The 19,955-nt window shown below is 70.0% G+C and carries 18 protein-coding genes and 2 pseudogenes; 9 read left to right on the top strand and 11 right to left on the bottom strand.

What is annotated here, in order from left to right; all coding sequences use genetic code 11:
- Window positions 1-199 precede the first annotated feature (199 nt).
- Window positions 200-1,018, bottom strand: a complete 819-nt coding sequence (locus ACIPFH_RS29255) for a class I SAM-dependent methyltransferase (RefSeq protein ID WP_401830994.1) — start codon at window positions 1,016-1,018, stop codon at window positions 200-202.
- 418 nt (window positions 1,019-1,436) lie between these two features.
- Between ACIPFH_RS29255 and mshA the strand changes: the two genes are divergently transcribed.
- Both mshA and ACIPFH_RS29245 read left to right on the top strand, forming a co-directional pair.
- Window positions 1,437-2,774: a D-inositol-3-phosphate glycosyltransferase gene (mshA, locus tag ACIPFH_RS29250; RefSeq protein WP_401830991.1), complete on the top strand. Its 1,338-nt coding sequence runs from the start codon at window positions 1,437-1,439 to the stop codon at window positions 2,772-2,774.
- Window positions 2,767-3,324, top strand: a complete 558-nt coding sequence (locus ACIPFH_RS29245) for a YbjN domain-containing protein (RefSeq protein ID WP_401830989.1) — start codon at window positions 2,767-2,769, stop codon at window positions 3,322-3,324. The genes mshA and ACIPFH_RS29245 overlap by 8 nt, the downstream gene beginning before the upstream one ends.
- 93 nt (window positions 3,325-3,417) lie before the next feature.
- Here the strand turns inward: ACIPFH_RS29245 and ACIPFH_RS29240 are convergent, their stop codons facing one another.
- On the bottom strand, window positions 3,418-4,227 hold the full coding sequence (locus ACIPFH_RS29240) for an AraC family transcriptional regulator (protein WP_401830987.1): 810 nt from the start codon (window positions 4,225-4,227) through the stop codon (window positions 3,418-3,420).
- A gap of 241 nt (window positions 4,228-4,468) precedes the next feature.
- Between ACIPFH_RS29240 and ACIPFH_RS29235 the strand changes: the two genes are divergently transcribed.
- Window positions 4,469-4,894 carry a DUF2000 family protein gene (locus tag ACIPFH_RS29235; RefSeq protein ID WP_401831162.1) on the top strand — a complete coding sequence of 142 codons (426 nt, stop codon included), beginning with the start codon at window positions 4,469-4,471 and terminating at the stop codon, window positions 4,892-4,894.
- A gap of 16 nt (window positions 4,895-4,910) precedes the next feature.
- On the opposite strand, the gene ACIPFH_RS29230 is transcribed toward ACIPFH_RS29235, so the two are convergent.
- Window positions 4,911-6,200, bottom strand: a complete 1,290-nt coding sequence (locus ACIPFH_RS29230) for an MDR family MFS transporter (protein ID WP_401830984.1) — start codon at window positions 6,198-6,200, stop codon at window positions 4,911-4,913.
- A 174-nt stretch (window positions 6,201-6,374) separates the two neighbouring features.
- Here ACIPFH_RS29230 and ACIPFH_RS29225 point away from each other — a divergent pair, with 174 nt between their 5' ends.
- Window positions 6,375-7,136 (top strand): phosphoglyceromutase, encoded by a 762-nt coding sequence (locus tag ACIPFH_RS29225; RefSeq protein ID WP_356255482.1) that lies wholly within the window; start codon window positions 6,375-6,377, stop codon window positions 7,134-7,136.
- An 85-nt stretch (window positions 7,137-7,221) separates the two neighbouring features.
- Here ACIPFH_RS29225 and ACIPFH_RS29220 read toward each other — a convergent pair whose 3' ends face one another.
- The 3 genes and pseudogenes from ACIPFH_RS29220 to ACIPFH_RS29210 all read right to left on the bottom strand — a co-directional run bounded on the left by ACIPFH_RS29220 (window position 7,222) and on the right by ACIPFH_RS29210 (window position 8,563).
- Complete coding sequence (locus ACIPFH_RS29220; RefSeq protein WP_401830983.1) at window positions 7,222-7,368, bottom strand: hypothetical protein; 147 nt, start codon at window positions 7,366-7,368, stop codon at window positions 7,222-7,224.
- Between the two features lie 621 nt (window positions 7,369-7,989).
- Window positions 7,990-8,211, bottom strand: a pseudogene (locus ACIPFH_RS29215) (replication initiator); the annotation flags it as partial.
- A 159-nt stretch (window positions 8,212-8,370) separates the two neighbouring features.
- A pseudogene (locus tag ACIPFH_RS29210) lies at window positions 8,371-8,563 on the bottom strand (SpdD protein).
- A 641-nt stretch (window positions 8,564-9,204) separates the two neighbouring features.
- Between ACIPFH_RS29210 and ACIPFH_RS29205 the strand changes: the two are divergent.
- Together ACIPFH_RS29205 and ACIPFH_RS29200 are read left to right on the top strand one after the other, a co-directional pair.
- On the top strand, window positions 9,205-10,164 hold the full coding sequence (locus tag ACIPFH_RS29205; protein WP_401830981.1) for a type I-E CRISPR-associated protein Cas6/Cse3/CasE: 960 nt from the start codon (window positions 9,205-9,207) through the stop codon (window positions 10,162-10,164).
- A gap of 424 nt (window positions 10,165-10,588) precedes the next feature.
- Window positions 10,589-12,190, top strand: a complete 1,602-nt coding sequence (locus ACIPFH_RS29200; RefSeq protein WP_401830978.1) for a restriction endonuclease — start codon at window positions 10,589-10,591, stop codon at window positions 12,188-12,190.
- 289 nt (window positions 12,191-12,479) lie between these two features.
- Here the strand turns inward: ACIPFH_RS29200 and ACIPFH_RS29195 are convergent, their stop codons facing one another.
- Together ACIPFH_RS29195 and ACIPFH_RS29190 are read right to left on the bottom strand one after the other, a co-directional pair.
- On the bottom strand, window positions 12,480-13,673 hold the full coding sequence (locus ACIPFH_RS29195) for an NAD(P)/FAD-dependent oxidoreductase (protein WP_401830977.1): 1,194 nt from the start codon (window positions 13,671-13,673) through the stop codon (window positions 12,480-12,482).
- 93 nt (window positions 13,674-13,766) lie between these two features.
- The gene (locus tag ACIPFH_RS29190) at window positions 13,767-14,711 is read right to left on the bottom strand and encodes an RNA polymerase sigma-70 factor (RefSeq protein ID WP_401830975.1); all 945 of its coding nucleotides are present in this window, start codon (window positions 14,709-14,711) and stop codon (window positions 13,767-13,769) included.
- Window positions 14,712-15,069: 358 nt separating this feature from the next.
- Between ACIPFH_RS29190 and ACIPFH_RS29185 the strand changes: the two genes are divergently transcribed.
- Window positions 15,070-15,894: a DUF4232 domain-containing protein gene (locus ACIPFH_RS29185; protein ID WP_401830974.1), complete on the top strand. Its 825-nt coding sequence runs from the start codon at window positions 15,070-15,072 to the stop codon at window positions 15,892-15,894.
- 125 nt (window positions 15,895-16,019) lie between these two features.
- Here ACIPFH_RS29185 and ACIPFH_RS29180 read toward each other — a convergent pair whose 3' ends face one another.
- From ACIPFH_RS29180 to phoU, 3 genes are all read right to left on the bottom strand, one after another.
- Window positions 16,020-16,268 (bottom strand): SCO4226 family nickel-binding protein, encoded by a 249-nt coding sequence (locus tag ACIPFH_RS29180; RefSeq protein WP_401830972.1) that lies wholly within the window; start codon window positions 16,266-16,268, stop codon window positions 16,020-16,022.
- A gap of 176 nt (window positions 16,269-16,444) precedes the next feature.
- Window positions 16,445-16,603 carry a hypothetical protein gene (locus ACIPFH_RS29175; RefSeq protein WP_171398028.1) on the bottom strand — a complete coding sequence of 53 codons (159 nt, stop codon included), beginning with the start codon at window positions 16,601-16,603 and terminating at the stop codon, window positions 16,445-16,447.
- Window positions 16,604-16,909: 306 nt separating this feature from the next.
- Window positions 16,910-17,635, bottom strand: a complete 726-nt coding sequence (gene phoU / locus ACIPFH_RS29170; RefSeq protein ID WP_401830969.1) for a phosphate signaling complex protein PhoU — start codon at window positions 17,633-17,635, stop codon at window positions 16,910-16,912.
- A 277-nt stretch (window positions 17,636-17,912) separates the two neighbouring features.
- On the opposite strand from phoU, the gene ACIPFH_RS29165 reads away from it, so the two are divergent.
- The gene (locus tag ACIPFH_RS29165; RefSeq protein ID WP_401830968.1) at window positions 17,913-19,250 is read left to right on the top strand and encodes a sensor histidine kinase; all 1,338 of its coding nucleotides are present in this window, start codon (window positions 17,913-17,915) and stop codon (window positions 19,248-19,250) included.
- Complete coding sequence (locus ACIPFH_RS29160) at window positions 19,247-19,927, top strand: response regulator transcription factor (RefSeq protein WP_015659563.1); 681 nt, start codon at window positions 19,247-19,249, stop codon at window positions 19,925-19,927. The genes ACIPFH_RS29165 and ACIPFH_RS29160 overlap by 4 nt, the downstream gene beginning before the upstream one ends.
- Window positions 19,928-19,955 lie beyond the last annotated feature (28 nt).

Below are 19,955 nucleotides of genomic sequence, written 5' to 3'. Positions count from 1 at the left end.
CGTGCGGCCTTGCGGCCTTGCGGCCTTGCGGCCTTGCGGCCTTGCGGCCTTGCGGCCTTGCGGCCTTGCGGCCTTGCGGCCTTGCGGCCTTGCGGCCCTGCGGCCCTGCGGCCCTGCGGCCCTGCGGGAGCCTTGGTTCGGTTTCGGCGCGAACCCCGCTTCAGGTCCGGGGGCCACGCTTCGGTTCCGGGGCCCCGCTTCAGCTCCGCGGGGCCAACGCCCCCCACCGCACCGTCACTTCTCCCTGCCGCCACCGCACCGGTCCGTCCGTCACCGGCCAGTCGGCCGCCAGGTCCCTCACCGCGCGCATCCAGCGCTGGCGGGCGCCGTAGGAGGCGTAGGGCGCGGCGGCCGCCCAGGCGCGGTCGAAGTCGCGCAGGAAGGCGTGCACCGGCTCACCCGGGACATTGCGGTGGATCAGCGCCTTGGGCAACCGCTCCGCCAGGTCCGAGGGCCGTTCCAGGGAGCCCAGCCGGGTCGCGAAGGTGACCGTGCGCGGCCCTTCCGGTCCGAGCGCCACCCACACGTGCCGACGTCCGATCTCGTCGCAGGTCCCCTCGACGAGCAGCCCACCACGGGACCCGGTCGCCGGATCGGCCGGCGCGAGCCGCGCGCACAGCCGCTCCCAGACGGCGGCGACCTCGTCCTCGTCGTACTGCCGCAGCACGTTGGCGGCGCGTACGAGGTGCGGCCGCCCGAGCACCGGGATCTCGAATCCGCCGTGCCGGAAGACCAGTCCCTCACGCTCGTGCGGCCGGGCGGCCGCCACCCGGGCCGGTTCGATCTCGACGCCCACGACACGCGTGCGCGGCGCGACGGAACGCAGCCGCCGCAGCAACTCGACGGCCGTCCAGGGCGCGGCCCCGTACCCGAGGTCGACGGCGAGCGGCTCTGCGGCCCGCCGCAGCTCGGCGCCGTGCGTCGCGGCCAGCCAGCGGTCCATGCGGCGCAGCCGGTTGGGGTTCGTCGTCCCGCGCGTGACCGTGCCCACAGGGCGCGCGGGGGCGCGGGATGTCATGCCTACGAGGGTAAGGGGCGCCGCATTCAGCCGGCCCGGAGCCTCTGCCCGACCGGAGTATCAGCTCGACCGAAGCCCTTGCCCGACCGGGAGTATCAGCCCGACCGAAGCCCGGGCCCAACCGGAGGATCATCAGCCCGTCCGGCGTTTGGGGACGAGGCCCTTTCGGGGCCGAAGCGGGGGTCCGGGGGCGGCAGCCCCCAGGGTTGGGACGGGAAGGGGCGGCGGGGGCGAGAGCGGCTCTGGATGCAACAACGCAGCACGAGCTCGAACGGTTGATCGATACGTGGTAATGGCTGGGCAAAAACCGCCCCTTTCCGAAACCCACCCGGAATGGGAACGCCTTCCTACGGCGTTGCAGCCCCTTGGAGGGCCCCACACCCTCCTTCCGGCATGCCCGCAGCAAGGAGGAACGCTCGTGAGCCAGCACGCCAACAGGCTCGGGCGTCGCTCTTCGGCGGCACCCTCGCGGCTCAGGCTCCACCGCCGCCCCCGCCGTATCGCGATGCTCTCCGTGCACACCTCTCCGCTCCACCAGCCGGGCACCGGCGACGCCGGCGGCATGAACGTCTACATCGTCGAGCTGGCGCAGCGCCTCGCCGCGATCAACATCGAGGTCGAGATCTTCACGCGCGCCACCACCGGCGGTCTCCCGCCCACCGTCGAGCTGGCTCCCGGGGTCCTCGTCCGGCATGTCGACGCCGGTCCCTACGAGGGCCTCGCCAAGGAGGACCTCCCGGCCCAGCTGTGCGCCTTCACGCACGGAGTGATGCAGGCGTGGGCCGGTCACCGGCCCGGCTACTACGACCTCGTGCACTCGCACTACTGGCTCTCCGGGCACGTCGGCTGGCTGGCCGCCCAGCGCTGGGGCGCCCCCCTGGTGCACGCCATGCACACCATGGCCAAGGTCAAGAACGCCAACCTGGCCGACGGCGACACCCCCGAGCCCGCCGCCCGCGTCATCGGCGAGACCCAGATCGTGGCCGCCGCCGACCGCCTCATCGCCAACACGGCGGAGGAGGCCGACGAACTCGTACGGCACTACCACGCCGGCCCCGGCAAGGTCGCCGTGGTGCACCCGGGCGTCAACCTCGACCGCTTCACGCCGGCAGACGGCCGGGCCGCCGCCCGCGCCCGCCTCGACCTGCCCCAGGACGCTCTGGTCCCCCTCTTCGCGGGCCGCATCCAGCCACTGAAGGCTCCGGACATCCTCCTGCGCGCGGTGGCCGTGCTCCTCGACGAGCGCCCCGAACTCCGCTCCCGCATCGTCGTCCCGGTCGTCGGCGGTCCCAGCGGCAGTGGCCTCGCCAAGCCGGAGGGACTGCAGAAGCTGGCCGCGCGGCTCGGCATCGCGGATGTCGTACGGTTTCGTCCGCCGGTCGGCCAGGATCAGCTCGCGGACTGGTTCCGAGCGGCGTCGCTGCTGGTCGTCCCCTCCTACAGCGAGTCCTTCGGCCTGGTCGCCATAGAGGCGCAGGCGGCCGGCACCCCGGTGCTCGCGGCCTCCGTCGGCGGGCTCCCGGTGGCCGTGCGGGACGGCGAGACGGGCTTCCTGGTGCAGGGCCACGACCCGGCGGCCTACGCGCGCGTGCTCGAGCGTTTCGCCGACGGTCCCGACCTTCCCGCCCGGATGGGCGCGGCCGCCACCGCGCACGCCCAGTCCTTCGGCTGGGACACCGCGGCCGCCGCCACCGCCGACGTCTACGCGGCCGCGACCCAGTCCCACCGCCGTCGCGTACGCTCCGAGCATGGGTGACGTGGAGAAGACGGCCGCACAGGTCATCGCGGGTTTCCTGAAGGACGCGGAGCTGGAATGGGAGAGCCCGGACCCCGGTGCCTACGTGATCCAGCTGCCCGGTACCCGCAAACTCAAGACGACCGTCTCCCTCATCGTCGGCCGCCACTCCCTCTCCCTGAACGCCTTCGTCATCCGTCATCCCGACGAGAACGAGTCCGGCGTCCACCGCTGGCTCCTGGAGCGCAATCTCAAGCTGTACGGCGTGAGTTACGCCGTCGACCGGCTCGGTGACGTCTACGTCACCGCCCGCCTCCCCCTCGCCACGGTGACCGCCGACGAGATCGACCGCCTCATGGGCCAGGTCCTGGAAGCCGCCGACGGCGCCTTCAACACCTTGCTGGAGCTGGGCTTCGCGAGCGCCATCCGCAGGGAGTACGAGTGGCGCGTCTCCCGGGGCGAACCGACGCGCAACCTGGACGCGTTCGCGCATCTGACGCAACGTCCGGCCGACCCGACGGACTCGGCCCGTTCGCCGGACCCAGCGGATCCGCCGGGCTCGGCCGGCTGACCGCCGCCGGTCGTCAGCGGACGGTGATCGGCGCTCGGATCAGCGCTCGGTGGTCAGCGGACGGTGATCGGCGCTCGGATCAGCGCTCGGTGATCAGCGGACGGAGGCCTTCCGTCGATCCCCGTACCGGCCCGGCGTGACCCCCACCAACTTCCGGAAGTGGCGGGTGAGATGGGCCTGGTCGTAGAAGCCGGCCGACGCGGCGACCTCCCCCGGCGGCCGCCCGTCGAGCAGCAGCCGGCGGGCGAGGTCGACGCGGCGGGCGGTGAGGTACTGGTGCGGCGCGATGCCGTACGCGGTGCTGAACGCCCGTACCAGATGGGCCGGATGCGCCTGTACGAGCGCGGCGGCCTCCTCCAGCGTCAGGCCCTGGACGACGCGTTCGTCGAGCAGCTCGCGCAGGCGGCCCGCGAGGGCGGGGTCGCGGCGCGGGGCAGTGGCGTTCCGCCCGGTCCGCAGATGGTCCCGCAACCGCTCGCCGATCAGCGTCAGCCGGCTGTCGGCCTCCAACTCGTCGCCGGGCCGGGCGAGCGCGGAGTGCAACTGCCCGACCCGCCGACGCAGCACGGGATCGCGCAGGTCGGGCGCGTCGACGGCGGCGCCGATGAGGTTCTCGCCGAGCACGTCGGGGTCGAGATACAGGACCCGCTTGCGGAAGCCGCCCGAGGTGGCCGGTGAGCCGTTGTGCGGTACGTGCGGCGGCAGCAGGGACACGGTGTCGTGCGGGGTGCCGTGCTGGTGCCGGTCGAGGTCGTACCGTACGGCGCCGTCGTCGACGATGAGCAGCGTCCACGCCTCGTGGACATGCATGGGGTACGCGTACTCGGTGAAGTGGGCGTGGAAGACCTCCACGACGCCCGGGACGGCCGGACGCCAGGCGGAGACTTCCTGCCGGGGTGCCATGCAAAGAACGTACAAGACGGCGTCGTAAGACGATCGGCAGTCTCATGGCATGACCACGAGCACGAGCACGAGCACGGACATGAACACGAGCATGAGCACGGACACGAACAGGGGCCCGACCGCCGGTCCCACCACGGCTACGGCCGCGGGCCCGACCGCCGGTCCCACCACGGCTACGGCCGCGGGCCCGACCGCCGGCCCCACCACAGGCACGGTCGCTGCCGCCTCCGCGAGCCCGGGCGTGAGCACCGGACCCGTCCGCTTCGACACGAAGATCGCCGTCCTGCTGCGCGACGACCTCGAGACCTGGCAGCGCCTGAACGTCACCGCGTTCCTGGTCAGCGGCCTCGGGACGGCGCTTCCCGAGGTGATCGGGGAGCCGTACGAGGACGCGGACGGCGTGCGCTGCCTCTCGATGTTCCGTCAGCCGGTGCTGGTCTTCGAGGGCACGAAGGAGACGCTCGCGGCCGCCCACACGCGTGTGCTTTCCCGGTCCCTCCCGCGCGCGGTGTTCACGAGCGACCTCTTCGCCACCGGCAACGACCGCGACAACCGCGCGGCCGTGCGCGCCGTGCCGACGGCCGAGCTGGACCTCGTGGGCCTGGCCGTGTACGGACCGAGGAACGCGGTGGACAAGGTGCTGAAGGGCGCACGGATGCACCCCTGACCTGTGCGCCTGCCGCTCAGACGGCGCTGGCCTCGGGCTCGGCGGCAGCACCGGAGATTTCGGCGCCCGCCCTCTCGTCGTCGACGACGGTCTTCGCGGCCGCACCCTCGCCCGGAAGGCGCCGCATCACCACGGCGTACCCGATGCCCGCCGCCGTGCCGACGACCGCGCACATCCCCCACAGCCACTCCGCTCCGAACCGGTCGATGACGAAGCCGGACATCACCGGGGCGACCAGGGAGGCCACGGCCCAGGAGAGCGTGTACATGCCCTGGTAGCGCCCGCGCCCGTGGGTGGGGGAGAGGCGGACGACGAGCCCGGTCTGGGTCGGCGCGTTGACGATCTCCGCCAGGGTCCAGACGCAGACGGTGAGCGCGAAGACGCCGACCGACCCGGCGAAGGCGGTGAGCCCGAACCCGTACCCGGCGAGCACCGAGGAGACGACCAGCAGCCGTCGCGGGTCCCGGTGCTCGATGAACCGCGTGACGGGGATCTGCAGCGCGACGATCAGCACGCCGTTGACGGCGATCGCCATGCCGTAGTCGGCCGGTGTGAACCCGGCGGCGCCCATCGCCACCGGCAGCCCCACGGCCCCCTGCTGGAACACGAGGGCGACGAGGAAACTCAGCCCGACGACGCTCATGAAGCGCCCGTCACGCAGTACCGCCCCCATCCCGACGGTCTCTTCCGGTACGGCCTTCTCCTCCCGCACGGGCCGGGACTCGGGCAGCTTGAGGAAGACGACGACCGCGCACACGAGGGTCATCCCGGCCTCGATGAGGAACCCGGCGCGGTAACTCGCCTCGGCGATGAACCCGGCGGCCATGGAGGACACGGCGAAGCCGAGGTTGATGGCCCAGTAGTTGAGCGAGAAGGCGCGGATCCGGTCCTCGGGCCGCACGATGTCGGCCATCATCGCCTGCACGGCCGGCCGGGAGGCGTTGGAGGCCATTCCGACCAGGAAAGCGACGCCGGCGATGGCGACGGGGTGCTCCACGAACCCGAGCAGCGCCACCGAGGCGGCGGTCGCGGTCTGCGCGACGAGCAGGGTGGGACGGCGTCCGAGCCGGTCTGCCATGACCCCGCCGCCGAGTGAAGAGACGACGCCGCCCAGCCCGAGCAGGGAGGCGACGAGCCCGGCGTAGGACGCGGAGTACCCGCGGTCGAGTGTCAGGTACAGCGCCATGAAGGTGGCGACGAAGCCGCCGAGCCGGTTGACGAGGGTGCTGGTCCACAGCCACCAGAACTCGCGGGGCAGCCCGGAGAGGGTCTCGCGGGCGGCGCGTCTCAGGACGGCGACGGACATGACGGATCCCCCGGATGTAAGCGGCTCATGTAAGTGGCTAAGGCGGCGCTCAGAACTTACGAGAGGCGAAGCGTGGGAGGCCACTCAATTAACAGATCCCGTCAACCGTCACAGGCGTGTCCGCTGTGCGAGCGGGCGCACAACGGATCGGAGCGGTGGATTACGCTCATACGCATGGCCGACGCACCGTACAAGCTGATCCTCCTCCGTCACGGCGAGAGCGAGTGGAACGCGAAGAACCTGTTCACCGGCTGGGTGGACGTCAACCTGAACGAGAAGGGCGAGAAGGAGGCGGTCCGCGGTGGCGAACTCCTGACGGACGCCGACCTCCTCCCCGACGTGGTCCACACGTCCCTCCAGAAGCGCGCGATCCGGACGGCCCAGCTGGCCCTCGAATCCGCCGACCGCCACTGGATCCCGGTCCACCGCTCCTGGCGCCTGAACGAGCGCCACTACGGCGCCCTTCAGGGCAAGGACAAGGCGCAGACCCTCGCGGAGTTCGGCGAGGAGCAGTTCATGCTCTGGCGCCGCTCCTACGACACCCCGCCCCCGCCGCTGTCGGACGACTCGGAGTTCTCCCAGGCCTCCGACCCCCGCTACGCCTCCATCCCCCCGGAGCTGCGCCCGCGCACGGAGTGCCTCAAGGACGTCGTCGTCCGCATGCTCCCGTACTGGTACGACGGCATCGTCCCGGACCTCCTGTCCGGCCGCACGGTCCTGGTCGCGGCCCACGGCAACTCGCTCCGCGCCCTCGTCAAGCACCTCGACGGCGTCTCCGACGCCGACATCGCGGGCCTGAACATCCCGACGGGCATCCCTCTCGCCTACGAACTCGACGCCGACTTCAAGCCGGTGACCCCGGGCGGCACCTACCTCGACCCGGAAGCGGCCGCAGCGGCCATCGAAGCGGTCAAGAACCAGGGCAAGAAGAAGTAAGCCTGCACGATCAAGGCCCCTACCTGCGGTTTGTCTGCAGGTAGGGGCCTTGATGCGGCCCTCGGGCCGTCTCTGGGCCGTCGGACTACGAGGCCGAGCCTCGCACGTACTGCACCGTGAACCGGCACGCCATCAGGACCGCGACCGCCAAGGCCACGACCTTGGGCACCCCGGTCCAGTGACTCAGGATGCCTGCACTGCTGCCGGCCAGGATGTCTCGCAGCTCAGGCACTTGGACCTCGAACCTCAGTCGAGGACGTGAGACCATGGCGGCCTCCCTCTGTGTTAGTAGCGGGTAGATAGGCACTGCTCACGCGCGGGCGGAGAAATAGGCCGCTCTCTGGCAGGAGAGCGGCCTTCCGCGCTTTTGAGGACTTTAGCCGAAGTTGATATTCGGAGCCTAATCGGCCAGCTTAGGGGCCTAATCCGCTCGGTAGAGGGTGCTGTTGGGGGCCGTTATAACTGGCCCAAGCGGCGTTGGGTGGCGACTCACCGAGGGGCATAGCTGCATCGCTAGTCACCCGTCCGAGGGTGGGGCATGCCTAGCTTCGCCTGTGTACACAGCCAGTTGGGATCTCCTGGTCACGGTGGACGTTTCGAGATCAATCCTCGTAACTTTGCTCACGAATCGATGGGTGTGAACTTTGTCAATCGTGTCCGGCGAAATGGTTGCGTAAATGTTTTCGTGGATGTGATTCGTGAATTGGTACCGCGAATCGTCTGTCGATGTCGGCACTGAAATTGCTTGACGAATGATTCGGATGCGGTAACCGTGAAACGGTAAACGTGCTGACGTATTTGAGGAGTGCTGAGCAAACTTCGCGACACCGTGTCACTTTGGCCGTGTGTCGACGCGGCGGTAGACCTCGGAGCAGGCCGGGCAGCGGGTCGGGCGGCGGTTGTTGCAGCGGACGAGGAGTTGGCCGGCCGGGAGGTCGCCCGAGTCGAGGTGGTGGAGGATGCGGCCGATCTCGCCGGTGGCGGTGTCGACGTCGTATTCGGTGCGGTGGCCGTCGAGGCGGATCGGCTGGGTGCAGCCGCCGAGCCCGGAGAGCTGCCGGAGGATACCGGGCAGGGTGCCGCCTGCGGCGAGGTTGCTGAGTTCCGGGAGTGGGGGCGGGGTGGCGCGGGCGAAGATGACGGTTCTCCTTCTGACGGGCACTTCGGGAGGGGTGGGCCGCCGGGGCGGCGGATGCGTGGGCGTGTCGCGCCGCCCCGGAGGTCTGGCCGCAGTTCAGCGGCGGTGGTGGTCGCGGAGCAGGGAGCGCAGGACCACGGCGGTGACGGCGACGGAGATGGCCGTGAGGGCGACGGCGGCCAGGAGCGCGGTGAGGACGACTCCGCCGACGAGCACGGCCGCGACGGTCTTCGTGCCTGCCGAGCACTATCGGGGGTGACTTCGGTCGAGGGCACGGGCACCGTGGCACATGCCAGTGGGGGTCCAGCGAGGCACACGCGCGCCTGCGCGGTCGGCTGACCCGCCATCGTGGCTGGCTGTCGTCGGCTGAGGCTCAGACGCTCCGGGGCCCAGCTCCGCCGTGGGACGTTAGAGACGAAGAGGGCCGCGCCATTCGCGTGCCAGATCCTGCGAGGAACCAAGGGGAAGCGGGAACTTGCCCTGGGCGTGACCGGGATTCCAACGTCACTGCGCCCCGGCTCATCACAGCAACCGCTGCCAAGAAGCCCAAGCTTCCCAAGTTCAGGGTGCGAGTCCAATGATCGTTTGGCCGCCGCAAGTCCAAGCCGCGACCAGCGTGCACCCGGTCACACGGTGTTCGGGAACTCGGTGTCCACAGCTGTCCACAGCCGGGAGGAGCCGAGGGAGGTTATCTCCGTGAACATCCTGGAGAACGCAGCAGCAAGCCTGATTGCGGCTTTCATCCTCTGGTCGGCTCGGCAAGCGAGAAAATCGTGGCAGCGCAGCCGGGCGGAGTCTCGGCAGCCGCAGAGCACGCCCACGGGACAGGCGGAATCTGCGACGCAACGCGAGGGCACATCCGACTCCTGAAGGGGGCAAGCCATGGGCCGTGCCGGTGAGATCAAGCGACCAGACCTGCCAGTGGGGCGAATGCGCGACCTCAACGCGGCGCTGCATGAGTTGCATCGGGAAGCAGGGTTTCCCTCAGCTCGCGAGATGGCTCGGACCGCCGGCCTAGGGCACTCCACGGTGCACAACCTGTTCACCCGGGATCGGATACCGCAGTATGACCAATTTATGCAGGTGGCAGGGATCCTTGCCTTGCGGGCTCTCACCCGCCGTCCCACGGACGACTCACAGGAACAGGCTCTGGATGCGATCTCCAACCGCCTCCATGAGTTGTGGCACCTGGCTCGTGCAGAAGGCTCCGTTCAGCAGCCGTCGCAGCGCCCCCACAGCGCCCAGCAGGTCGTATTGCACCTCAATCCGCGCAGCCTACAGGTGCTGCGTGATCTTGGCGATGTTCTTCATCTCCATCACACCGTCCGCTCCCTGTGCCCAGACTCTCCGAGGCACGGCCCGCCGGACACCGGGCGACCGCTCTACCGATTGGATATGGACCGTGGGGCCGCGATCCTGCGTGTTCAGACCACCGGGCCTATTTTCCTCCGCGCCCTGGCCTACGACTACGCCCGCGCAGTGGCGGTTGAGCGGGTCTCGTGGGCAGAAGCGGGCTTCGAGGGCCAGCGGGTGCGGTTTCTCTTGGACGCGAATGCCACCAAGGCGATGCGGGGAACAGGGCAACGCGGCAAGCGTGTCGGCTTACAGACGGCCGAAGTAGCCGCCTGGTGGGAACGCCATGCTTCCCGTTCCGGGCTAGCGACTGTTGAAGTACGCAACCGGCCGTTGGAGCCTGTCATTGCCAGGCGTGAGGCAAGGAACCCGACCTTTCTCCGAGCAACCCGTTTCGAAGGCCTGGCCGTGATCACCGACCCCACCGCACTTCAGAGAGCGGTCCTGTCCGGCATCGGCCGCGGACGTGCATACGGCTTGGGTCTGCTCTGTCTCAGGCAAGCCGGCGCTGACACCTCCCCGGCAGGAAGGACGTAACGAGGCGCACCACAAGCGCACCAGATCAGGCGGGGAACAGGGGGGAACCACGGGGAAAGCGACACAGCCGAGGGAGGCCGCACCCCTACCGTTCACCCAGGTCAGGAACCCAATGAGCCAGAAACGCCAGCAGCTTCCCAAGCTGATGGCTCAGGCAGTGTGCTCACAAGCCGGCCGTCCTAGCTTCCTCTGGACGCGACACCTCGACAGCGTGGCTGAGGGCAGTGGGGGTGCAGCGAGACACACGCGCGCCTGGTCGGTCGGAAGACCCGCCATCGTGGCTGACTGTCGTCGGTTGAGGTGTCGACGACTTGAGTACACGCACCGTGCGGGCCAGCTGAGGTGACGCCCCTGCCTTGCGTGATTCTGCGATGTGGAAGGGGAATGCAGCCCTGTGGCGGAGTAGGGCCAGGGGGGTAGACAGGTGGCGCAACGGGGCAGCGGCCTAGGCAACGACTATCAGCGGCAGCAGCAGGCGTTACGACGTGCCCAGGAGCAACGGGCACGGCAAGCGGAGCGGGAATGCACGGCCGCTGAGACGGCCAGCAAGCGGCAGGAGCGCGAGCGGAAGGCTGCGTATCAGGAGCAGCAGGCCGAGCAGGCGCGGGTGCGCACGATCGGGGTCGAGCACGAGGTCGAGCAGCTCGGGCAGTTGCTCCGTAACGCGTTGGTGGGCGATCCGCCGACGACCTTCGAGCGCCGGCGGAGGACTCACACGCCGAAGAAGTTAGACGAGCGTCCTTGGTCTCGTCCGGAGCTTTCCCCGCGCTGGGAGGAGTTCGCACCACCGGAGCCCGGCGGTCTGGCTGCTGTCCTGGGTCTTGGCAGGAAGCGCTATGAAGCTGAGGTTGCCGAGGCACGGGTGCGGTTCGGCGAGGCACAGGATCGACACAGGCGAGCCGAGGAGAAGCGGCTGGCCACCCTGGAGCGGAAGCGTGCCGAGCACCGCCAGGCCGAAGAGCAAGCCCTTGACGAGGCGGTGGCTTTCAACGCGAAATTGGACGAGGAGCGCGAGGCGTACAGGGCCGGGGAGCCCGCGGCGGTCGAGGCTCATCTAGGGGCTGTTCTGGATGCGTCGGAGTATCCATTGGGCTTCCCCCACGAGCATCGGATCGCCTTTCGACCTGCCACCGGTGACGTACTCGTTGAGATCCACCTGCCGCCTGAGGCGATCGTTCCCACCGCGCGGGGCTACCGGTACGTGAAGAACCGAGACGAGACGACCGTGCTGCCTCGTCCGGAGAAGGAGCGCAAGGAGATCTACGCCTCCGTCCTGGCTCAAGTCGCTCTGAGGACAGTGCACGAGGTCTTGACGAGCGATCCGGACCGGATCGTCAACGGCGTGATCCTGAACGGCCACGTGAGAACCATCGACCGGGCCACCGGCCAGGAGGTCTCACCCTGTCTGGTGACGCTCAGCGCCAGCAGGGAGCAGTTCGGGAAGCTCCGTCTCAGTCAGGTCGATCCAGCGCAGTGCCTCAGGGGACTCAACGCTCTGGTGTCTCCCAACCCCTACGATCTCGAACCGATCCGCCCCATCGTCGAGTTCGACCTGTCGAAGTACCGGCTCATGGACAGCATGGATGTTGTTGCTGGCCTGGACAGCAGGCCTGTGCTGGTGAAGCTGACGCCCACCGAGTTTGAGCACCTGATTCGCCAACTGTTCGAGGCGATCGGCATGGAGGCCTGGAACACCCAGGCGTCCAAAGACGAGGGCGTTGACGCGGTGGCCGTCAGCAAGGACCCCGTCTTCAACGGTGAGTGCATCATTCAGGCGAAGCGCTACAGCAAGCTCGTGGGTGTTGAGTCCGTCCAGGCGCTCGCCGGAGTGGTCGAGCACAAGCGTGCCGCCAAGGGGGTCCTGATCACCACATCGTGGTTCGGCAGGGCCAGCCACGACTTTGCCCGTCAGCATGGCCGACTCCAGCTCATCGAAGGGCCGGAACTCAAGTACCTGATCAAGGAACACCTTGGTAAGGATGTGATCCCGGGCCCGGTCCCCCCGAAGAGGCGCCCCTCGCGCTGAGGCCGGCGGGCCGCCCATCAGGCCGAGGAGCTGGGCCGTCCCTGGGCCGTCCGAGGCCGCTCACCAGTGGCCAATGACGACCAACGACGACCACTAGGCGCACGAGCCCACCGCGACTGAGCAGCGAAAACGCAGGTCACCAAGATCCCCGGCAAGACCCAGGGCAAGAAGAAGTAAGTTTCGCGATCACGCCCCCGATCTGCGCAGACGGCGTGGATCGGGGGCGTTTTCGCGCGTTGGGACCGTGCCGGGTGCTCTCGTGTCGAGGGTGCCCGGCACGGTGTCCGGGTCAGGCCGGTGTCCTGGCCGGCGAGGCTGCCCGGGCCGGTTCCAGGACCACGCGGCGGCGCCGGGTCGGGATGAGCTTCGGGTTGGCGACGCTCCAGGCGGCGCCTTTGCAGACCAGTTCCTTGTAGACGGCGGCGAGCCGTCCCGTCAGGGCCGCCCGGACGGCGCGGTCGTCGGCGGTGACGTACTGGATCAGGCCTTCCTTGCGGCCCAGCGAGATGCACTGGTTGAAGTAGCGGAGCGGCACGTTCGGGAGCTTCCCGCCGGTCAGGCGTCCCGTGAGGGCGTCGGCGGCCTGCCACGCGGTGGGGACGCCCGAAGCGCACGACATCCGCAGCGGCTTGCCGCCGGGGCCCGTCACCATGGCCGCGTCGCCGATGGCGTACACGTCCGGGTGCGAGACCGAGCGCATGGTCTCGTCGACCACGATCTGGCCGGTGTCGGTGACCTCCAGGGCGGTGGCCTTCGCGATCGGGTGGACGGCGAAGCCGGTGGTCCACACGGTCACCGCGGCCGGGATGGACGCGCCGTCGACGGTGGCGACGCGGTCGGCCTCGACGCCGGTGACGGCGGCGTGCTCGTGGACGGTGACGCCGAGCCCGGCGATGACCTTCCGCAGGTGCCGACGGCCCTTGGGCGAGAGCCAGTCGCCGAGGCCGCCGCGGGCGGCGAGGGCGACGTCGAGGTCCGGGCGGGCCTCGGCGATCTCGGTCGCGGCCTCCAGGCCGGTGAGGCCGCCGCCGACCACGACCACGGACTGCCCGGCGTCCAGGCTGGCCAGACGCTCGCTCAGCCGAAGCGCTCCGGGGCGGCTGGCGATCTCGTGGGCGTGCTCGGCGGTGCCGGGGACGCCCTGGTCGTTCCAGCCGCTGCCGAGCGCGTACACGAGGCTGTCGTACTCCAGCTCCTCGGCTCCGTTCGTGCCGAGGACGGCGACGGTCTTGCGGTCGACGTCGACGCCGGTGACCCTCGCGAGCTTCAGCCGGACACCGGTGCCCGCGAACATCTCGCTGAAGGGCCGGGGCTTGAGATCCCGGCCGACCGCCAGCTGGTGCATCCGGACGCGCTCGACGAAGTCGGGCTCGGCGTTGACGAGAGTGATGGCGACGTCTTCGCGGCGGAGCCGCCTGGCAAGGCGTCCGGCGGCGATGGCTCCGGTGTATCCGGCCCCGAGGACGATGATGCGGTGCTGCATGTCCCTACCCCTGTCTTGAGCGGATTCCCCCCTTGAACCGGGCGGCCCGCCGTTTCCTGACAGGAATGCGATGTGAAGCACCTCACACCGGGGTCACAAGGCGATGATCAGGGGTTCTCCGTGGTCGGTGGCCGCCCAGTGCCGGGTCGCGCGTTCGAGCTTGTCGGGGTTGACCTGGTTGCGGATCGCGGCGATGCCCTCGGCGGTGATCTCCAGGCACATGACGCCGATGACCCGGCCGTCGACGACCGCCACGACGGCGGGGCCGCCGTTGGCGGTCGTGGGGTAGACCTCGAGTGAGCCGCCGACCAGGGCACGCTTGGCCTTGCCGGGCGTGAACAGACCCCGCATGAACTTCGCGACCGCGAGGGCGCCCTCGAACGCCTTGGCGCGGGCCGGGACCTTCCCGCCGCCGTCGCCGATCGAGACGGCGTCCTGGGTGAGCAGCCGCACCAGCGGCTCGGTCCGGCCGCTGGTGGCTGCCGCGAGGAACTCGTCGATGATCCGCCGGGCGGCGGCCTCGTCGACATCGGCGCGGGCCTCGCCGGCCGCGACGTGCTTCTTGGCGCGGTGGAAGATCTGCTGGCTGGCGGCCTCGGTGATGTCGAGGACCTCGGCGATCTCCCGGTGCGGGTAGTCGAAGGCCTCCCGCAGCACGTACACCGCCCGCTCGTTGGGGGAGAGGCGCTCCAGCAGGGCGAGGACCGCGTACGAGACCGATTCGCGCTGTTCGGCGGTGTCGGCCGGGCCGAGCATCCGGTCCCCGGCGAGCAGCGGTTCGGGGAGCCACTGGCCCACGTACGTCTCGCGGCGCGCGCGGGCCGAGGTGAGCTGGTTGAGGCACAGGTTGGTGAGCACCTTGGTCAGCCATGCCTCGGGGACCTCGATGCGGTCGACGTCGGCGGCCTGCCAGCGCAGGAACGCCTCCTGCACGGCGTCCTCGGCCTCGCTCGCGGAGCCGAGGAGGCGGTAGGCGATGGCCTCCAGGCGGGGCCTGGACGCCTCGAACCGGTCCACGTCGTTCAGGGTCAGGGCCATGGCCCGGATCCTAGCTGGCACGGCGCGCGGCGGCCGCTGCCAGGTCCATGGGGCCGGCCGTGCGGAGAAGGTCGACTCGGCCCGTGCGCGCGGGACGTCCAGCATGCGCCAGGGGGGCGGCCGCGGCCGCGGGGGCGGTCAGGCCGGTGCGGTCCGGGGCGCGGTCGCCGGGCAGGTCGCCGCCACGGTCTGCCGTTTTGGTCCGGTTGGAGTGGTTCGGAAGGTGTGGCCGGTTATGGTCACCGATGGGTCACAGATCGGTCGTCAGGAGAACCTGCGCTCCTGCCCGTTGTGTCTGGGTTGACGAACGTCGGTGCCGAGGGGTCATGCCCTCGGCGATGGGAATTCGGGGGCCAACATGCAGAACGAGAACGAGAACCGGATGGAGAACCGGATCGACAACCGGATCGACAACCGGATGGAGAACGGGAACGGGAACGGGAACCGGAACGGGGACATGAAGAGGGACGGGAACAGGTTCAGGAACAGGTTCGCTGTTCGGGGTGCCGTGGTGGCGGCGGCCGTGGCCTCCGTCGCTCTGGTGGTCACGGGGTGCCAGTCGGGGGAGTCCTCCAGCGCTTCCGCGAGCCCCGCCTCCGCGAGCCCCACCGACATGAACTCCCCTTCCGTGAACTCCCCCTCCGCGGACCCGCCTCCCGCAGCCGACCCCTCCGCCGCCACTCCCTCCGCGAGCTCCGCCGCCTCGACGCCTGTCACGGACGTCACCGCCGGCGCCGCCGCGCCGACCTGTTCCGCGGGCAGTCTGAAGGTCACCGCGCATCAGGCCGCCGATCGGCCGACCGGCACCGGGACCGGGGCGGCGGTCGTCGAGTTCACCAACAGCTCCTCCAAGGCCTGCCGTCTCAAGGGCCACCCGTCCGTCGCGGGAGCCGGCAACGGCTCGCCCGAGCACAACTCCCCGCTCTCCGTCACCCCCAGGGGAACCGCCTCGCCGGTGACGCTGGCCCCGAAGGGCAAGGCCTGGGTCAAGCTGACCTTCGTGCAGGTGCAGGGGGAAGGCGACGGGTACTGCGTATCCGGCGCGGAGCCCGTGGTGTACCCCACGATCGTCGTCGGCCTGCCGGGCTCGGGGCGCCATCAAGTCGCCTTGGACGACGGCCAGTTCGCCGAGTGCGACAACAAGGTGACCGTCACCGCCGTATCCGCGGTCAAGCCGTCCTGACCCCGACCCGACCCGACCCGACCCCGCCTGACCCGACCCCGACCTGACCCGACCCCGACCGGAACTCCCACCCGGCTCGCGGCGGCGTCACATCGTTGACGGCACCTCCTACCGTCAAGGGCAGGTCACACCGCCAACGGCACCGGGTGGATCTCGTCCGCGCTGTGGCCGGTGCGCTCGTGGACGCGCAGGACGGCGTCCGCCGAGGGTGCCTCGGAGAGGCAGTAGACGGTTCCGGACTCCGGGTCCGCCCAGGCTCGTTCGAAGTGCACGCCCTCTTCGCCCTCGATGGCGAGGTCCGCCTGGTGGGCCGCGAGCAGTTGGTCGGCGGTGATGCCCTGCATGTCGTGGTGGACGTCCATGAAGCGGGTCATGACTGCCCGCCCCCTTCCGGTGTTGTGCCGTGCTGCCCCTTTCTCTCCATGCTGCGCTCGCGCACCCTTCGCGGCGACCGGAGGGCGAGGAGTCGGCGGCCCGGACATGGCGAGGGCCCCGCTGCCGACATCGGCACCGGGGCCCTCGCCCACGTACGTACGTGCGTCGCGCTTCGTCAGCCGCACTGGCAGGGGTTGCCCGACTGGCACCCGCAGCCGCACCCGGAACCGCAGCCGCACGCGCCGATGAGCATCAGGTTCCTGATCTCGGCCGGCTGCTCGGTCGGGCGTTCCTGTGCGGGGTCGGGCGTGGGAGTGATGGGGGACTCGGCCATGGGTTCCTCCCGGAGACGTAGGTCCCGTGCGTAGGACCTGTGCCCATTGCATGCCCGTTCGGCTGGGCGCATCAACGGCTCAAGGGCGCACAGCGGCTTGCGCACGCCCCGGACGGGTCGTCCGGCACGCCCCTGACGGCCGACCCCGACGTCACCCGCATCAGTCACGGCTCACCCGCATCAGTCACGGTCACCCGTGCCTGTCACGGTCACCCGTACCTGTCACGGGTCACTCGACCCGGGCACCCGTCCCGGCCGCCCGTACCAATCACCCGGCCCCGTCACCCGGCCCCGTCACGGTCGGGATCAGATCCCCTCGGTTCCCGTTCCCGTTCCCGTTCCCGCTGCCGGCGTGGGCTGGATCTCCGGCTGGATGTCCTGCTGGAGCTCGTCCGCGTGCTCGCCCGTCACCAGGAACACCACGCGCTTGGCGACGGCCACCGCGTGGTCGGCGAACCGCTCGTAGTAGCGGCCCAGCAGCGTGACGTCGACGGCCGTCTCGATGCCGTGCTTCCAGCGGTCGTCCAGCAGGTGCTGGAACAGGGCGCGGTGGAGGAGGTCCATCGCGTCGTCGTCCGACTCCAGCTGGAGGGCGAGGTCGACGTCCTTGGTGATGACGACCTCCGCCGCCTTCGCCATCAGGCGCTGCGCGAGCTGCCCCATCTCCAGGATCGTGGCGTGCAGGTCCTGCGGAACCGCACGGTTCGGGAAGCGCAGCCGGGCCAGCTTCGCCACGTGCTGGGCGAGGTCGCCGGAGCGCTCCAGGTCGGCCGACATCCGCAGCGACGTGACCACGATCCGCAGGTCCGTCGCCACCGGCTGCTGCCGGGCCAGCAGTGCTATCGCCCGTGCCTCCAGGTCGTGCTGGAGCTCGTCGACCCTCTTGTCGGCCTCAATGACGCTCTCGGCGAGCTTCAGGTCGGCGTCGAGAATGGCGGTCGTGGCGCGTCCGATCGCCGACCCGACCAGCCGGGCCATCTCCACCAGGCTGTCGCCGATCGAGTCCAGTTCCTCGTGGTACGCGTCCCGCATCAGGGTTCCCTCTCGTACGTCGTGCTTGGGGTTCGGGTTCGGTTCCGGGGGCCAGAACCGGCCGCGAACCGGGCCGGGACCGGCTGCTGCACCGGCGCCGACCGGCCGTGGAACCGGTGCTGCGAACCCCACGGTGCCACGGTCCGCCCTGTACGCGTCGATTTCCGTCACCCCAAATGAACCACCACTGGCTCCAAGGTGAACTCTGGGCGACGAGTGTTCGAGGTCGCACCTCCATAGCTGTGGCCAGGACCGATCGCGTGCCTAACCTGGTGCCATGGACGTGAACGCGGCAGTCGCCGCAGCGGCAGCGATCGCCGGGGTGCTCACCGGTGTCATCGCGATGCTGGCGTTCCGCTGGAGCGAGCGGGAGCAGAATCGCCCCACACGCACCTCCCTGCACACGGACCCGGTGCTTCCGCCGGGCGTGGACACCGTCCTCTCCGTTCTCCGCTCCTCCGCCGTCGTGCTCGACGAGGCCGACGCCGTCGTCAAGGCCAGCTCCGCCGCCTATGCCCTCGGGCTGGTGCGCGGCGGCAGGCTCAGCGTCGAGCCGATGCTGAAGATGGCCCGGGACACCAGACGCGACGGAGAGATACGCCAGGTCGAGCTGGACCTTCCCCGGCGAGGGACCGGGCGCGGCGAGGCCCTCGCCGTGTCCGCCAGAGTGGCCCCGCTGGGCTCCCGGCTGGTCCTCCTGCTCGTCGAGGACCTCACCGAGGCCCGTCGGATCGAGGCGGTCCGGCGGGACTTCGTGGCGAACGTCAGCCATGAGCTGAAGACCCCGGTCGGCGCGCTCTCCCTCCTCTCGGAGGCCGTCATGGACGCCTCGGAGGATCCGGAGGCGGTGGAGCGGTTCGCCGGCCGTATGCAGATCGAGGCCACCCGGCTGACCAGCCTGGTCCAGGAGCTCATCGACCTGTCGAGGGTCCAGAACGACGATCCCCTCGAGGATGCCGAGCCGGTCGGCATCGACGAACTGGTCGCCGAGGCCGTCGACCGCTGCCGTCACCAGGCCGGGACCAAGCAGATCACCATGGCCGCGGGAGGCACCGCCGACCTGCGCGTCTGGGGCAACCGGGGCCAGCTGGCCGCCGCCCTCGGCAACCTGGTCGAGAACGCCGTCAACTACTCGCCCGCCCGTACCCGCGTCGGCATAGCCGCCCGGCGGGTGAGCGGGCCGGGCGGGGACCTGATCGAGCTCGCCGTGACCGACCAGGGCATCGGCATCTCCGACAAGGACAAGGAACGCATCTTCGAGCGCTTCTACCGCGTGGACCCGGCCCGCTCCCGTCAGACGGGCGGCACGGGTCTCGGGCTGGCGATCGTCAAGCACGTGGCCGCCTCGCACGGCGGGGAGGTCACGGTGTGGAGCGCCGAGAACCAGGGCTCCACCTTCACCCTGCGGCTGCCGGAGGCGGGCGTGGCCCGTGACCGTGCGCATCAGCACCCCGATCCGGACGAGGCCGACGACGTCGACGACCTCGATGGCTTCGATGACGTCGACGAGGTCGATCACTCCTCCCCTCACCGCACGACCCAGACACCCCCCCGCGCCTCATCCCCCGATTCGTCCGCGTACCGGACGCTTTCCGCCCCGGAGGTCCTTCCGTGACCCGAGTGCTCGTCGTCGAGGACGAGGAGTCCTTTTCCGACGCCCTGTCGTACATGCTCCGCAAGGAGGGCTTCGAGGTCGCCGTCGCGACCACCGGGCCCGACGGACTCGACGAGTTCGAGCGCAACGGCGCCGACCTCGTGCTCCTCGACCTGATGCTGCCGGGCCTGCCCGGTACGGAGGTGTGCCGTCAGCTCCGCGGCCGCTCCAACGTCCCCGTGATCATGGTGACCGCCAAGGACAGCGAGATCGACAAGGTCGTCGGCCTGGAGATAGGAGCCGACGACTACGTCACCAAGCCCTTCTCCTCGCGCGAGCTGGTCGCCCGTATCCGGGCCGTCCTGCGTCGCCGGGGCGAGCCGGAGGAGGTGACCCCGGCGGCCCTGGAGGCCGGCCCGGTCCGCATGGACGTCGACCGCCACGTGGTGACGGTCTCCGGCTCCAAGGTCGACCTCCCCCTCAAGGAGTTCGACCTCCTGGAGATGCTGCTGCGCAACGCCGGGCGTGTCCTGACCCGCATGCAGCTCATCGACCGGGTCTGGGGCGCCGACTACGTGGGCGACACCAAGACCCTCGACGTCCACGTCAAGCGCCTGCGCGCCAAGATCGAGCCGGACCCTGGCGCCCCGCGGTACCTGGTCACGGTCCGTGGCCTGGGCTACAAGTTCGAGCCGTAGGCCGCGAACCAGGCTGCGAACCAGGCCG

Source organism: Streptomyces sp. NPDC088157, from assembly GCF_044741545.1.
GTDB lineage: Bacteria > Actinomycetota > Actinomycetes > Streptomycetales > Streptomycetaceae > Streptomyces.
Note: the sequence above shows the minus strand (reverse complement) of the source record. Positions and strands in the feature narration are given on the sequence as shown.

Coding starts and splice junctions, on each gene's coding strand:
- phoU (WP_401830969.1), bottom strand. CDS start 17,635: ATGCGGGACGCGTACCACGAGGAACTGGACTCGATCGGCGACAGCCTG.
- ACIPFH_RS29180 (WP_401830972.1), bottom strand. CDS start 16,268: ATGACCCGCTTCATGGACGTCCACCACGACATGCAGGGCATCACCGCC.
- ACIPFH_RS29175 (WP_171398028.1), bottom strand. CDS start 16,603: ATGGCCGAGTCCCCCATCACTCCCACGCCCGACCCCGCACAGGAACGC.
- ACIPFH_RS29255 (WP_401830994.1), bottom strand. CDS start 1,018: ATGACATCCCGCGCCCCCGCGCGCCCTGTGGGCACGGTCACGCGCGGG.
- ACIPFH_RS29225 (WP_356255482.1), top strand. CDS start 6,375: ATGGCCGACGCACCGTACAAGCTGATCCTCCTCCGTCACGGCGAGAGC.
- ACIPFH_RS29190 (WP_401830975.1), bottom strand. CDS start 14,711: ATGGCCCTGACCCTGAACGACGTGGACCGGTTCGAGGCGTCCAGGCCC.
- ACIPFH_RS29240 (WP_401830987.1), bottom strand. CDS start 4,227: ATGGCACCCCGGCAGGAAGTCTCCGCCTGGCGTCCGGCCGTCCCGGGC.
- ACIPFH_RS29230 (WP_401830984.1), bottom strand. CDS start 6,200: ATGTCCGTCGCCGTCCTGAGACGCGCCGCCCGCGAGACCCTCTCCGGG.
- ACIPFH_RS29165 (WP_401830968.1), top strand. CDS start 17,913: ATGGACGTGAACGCGGCAGTCGCCGCAGCGGCAGCGATCGCCGGGGTG.
- ACIPFH_RS29185 (WP_401830974.1), top strand. CDS start 15,070: ATGCAGAACGAGAACGAGAACCGGATGGAGAACCGGATCGACAACCGG.
- ACIPFH_RS29245 (WP_401830989.1), top strand. CDS start 2,767: ATGGGTGACGTGGAGAAGACGGCCGCACAGGTCATCGCGGGTTTCCTG.
- ACIPFH_RS29195 (WP_401830977.1), bottom strand. CDS start 13,673: ATGCAGCACCGCATCATCGTCCTCGGGGCCGGATACACCGGAGCCATC.
- ACIPFH_RS29205 (WP_401830981.1), top strand. CDS start 9,205: ATGCGCGACCTCAACGCGGCGCTGCATGAGTTGCATCGGGAAGCAGGG.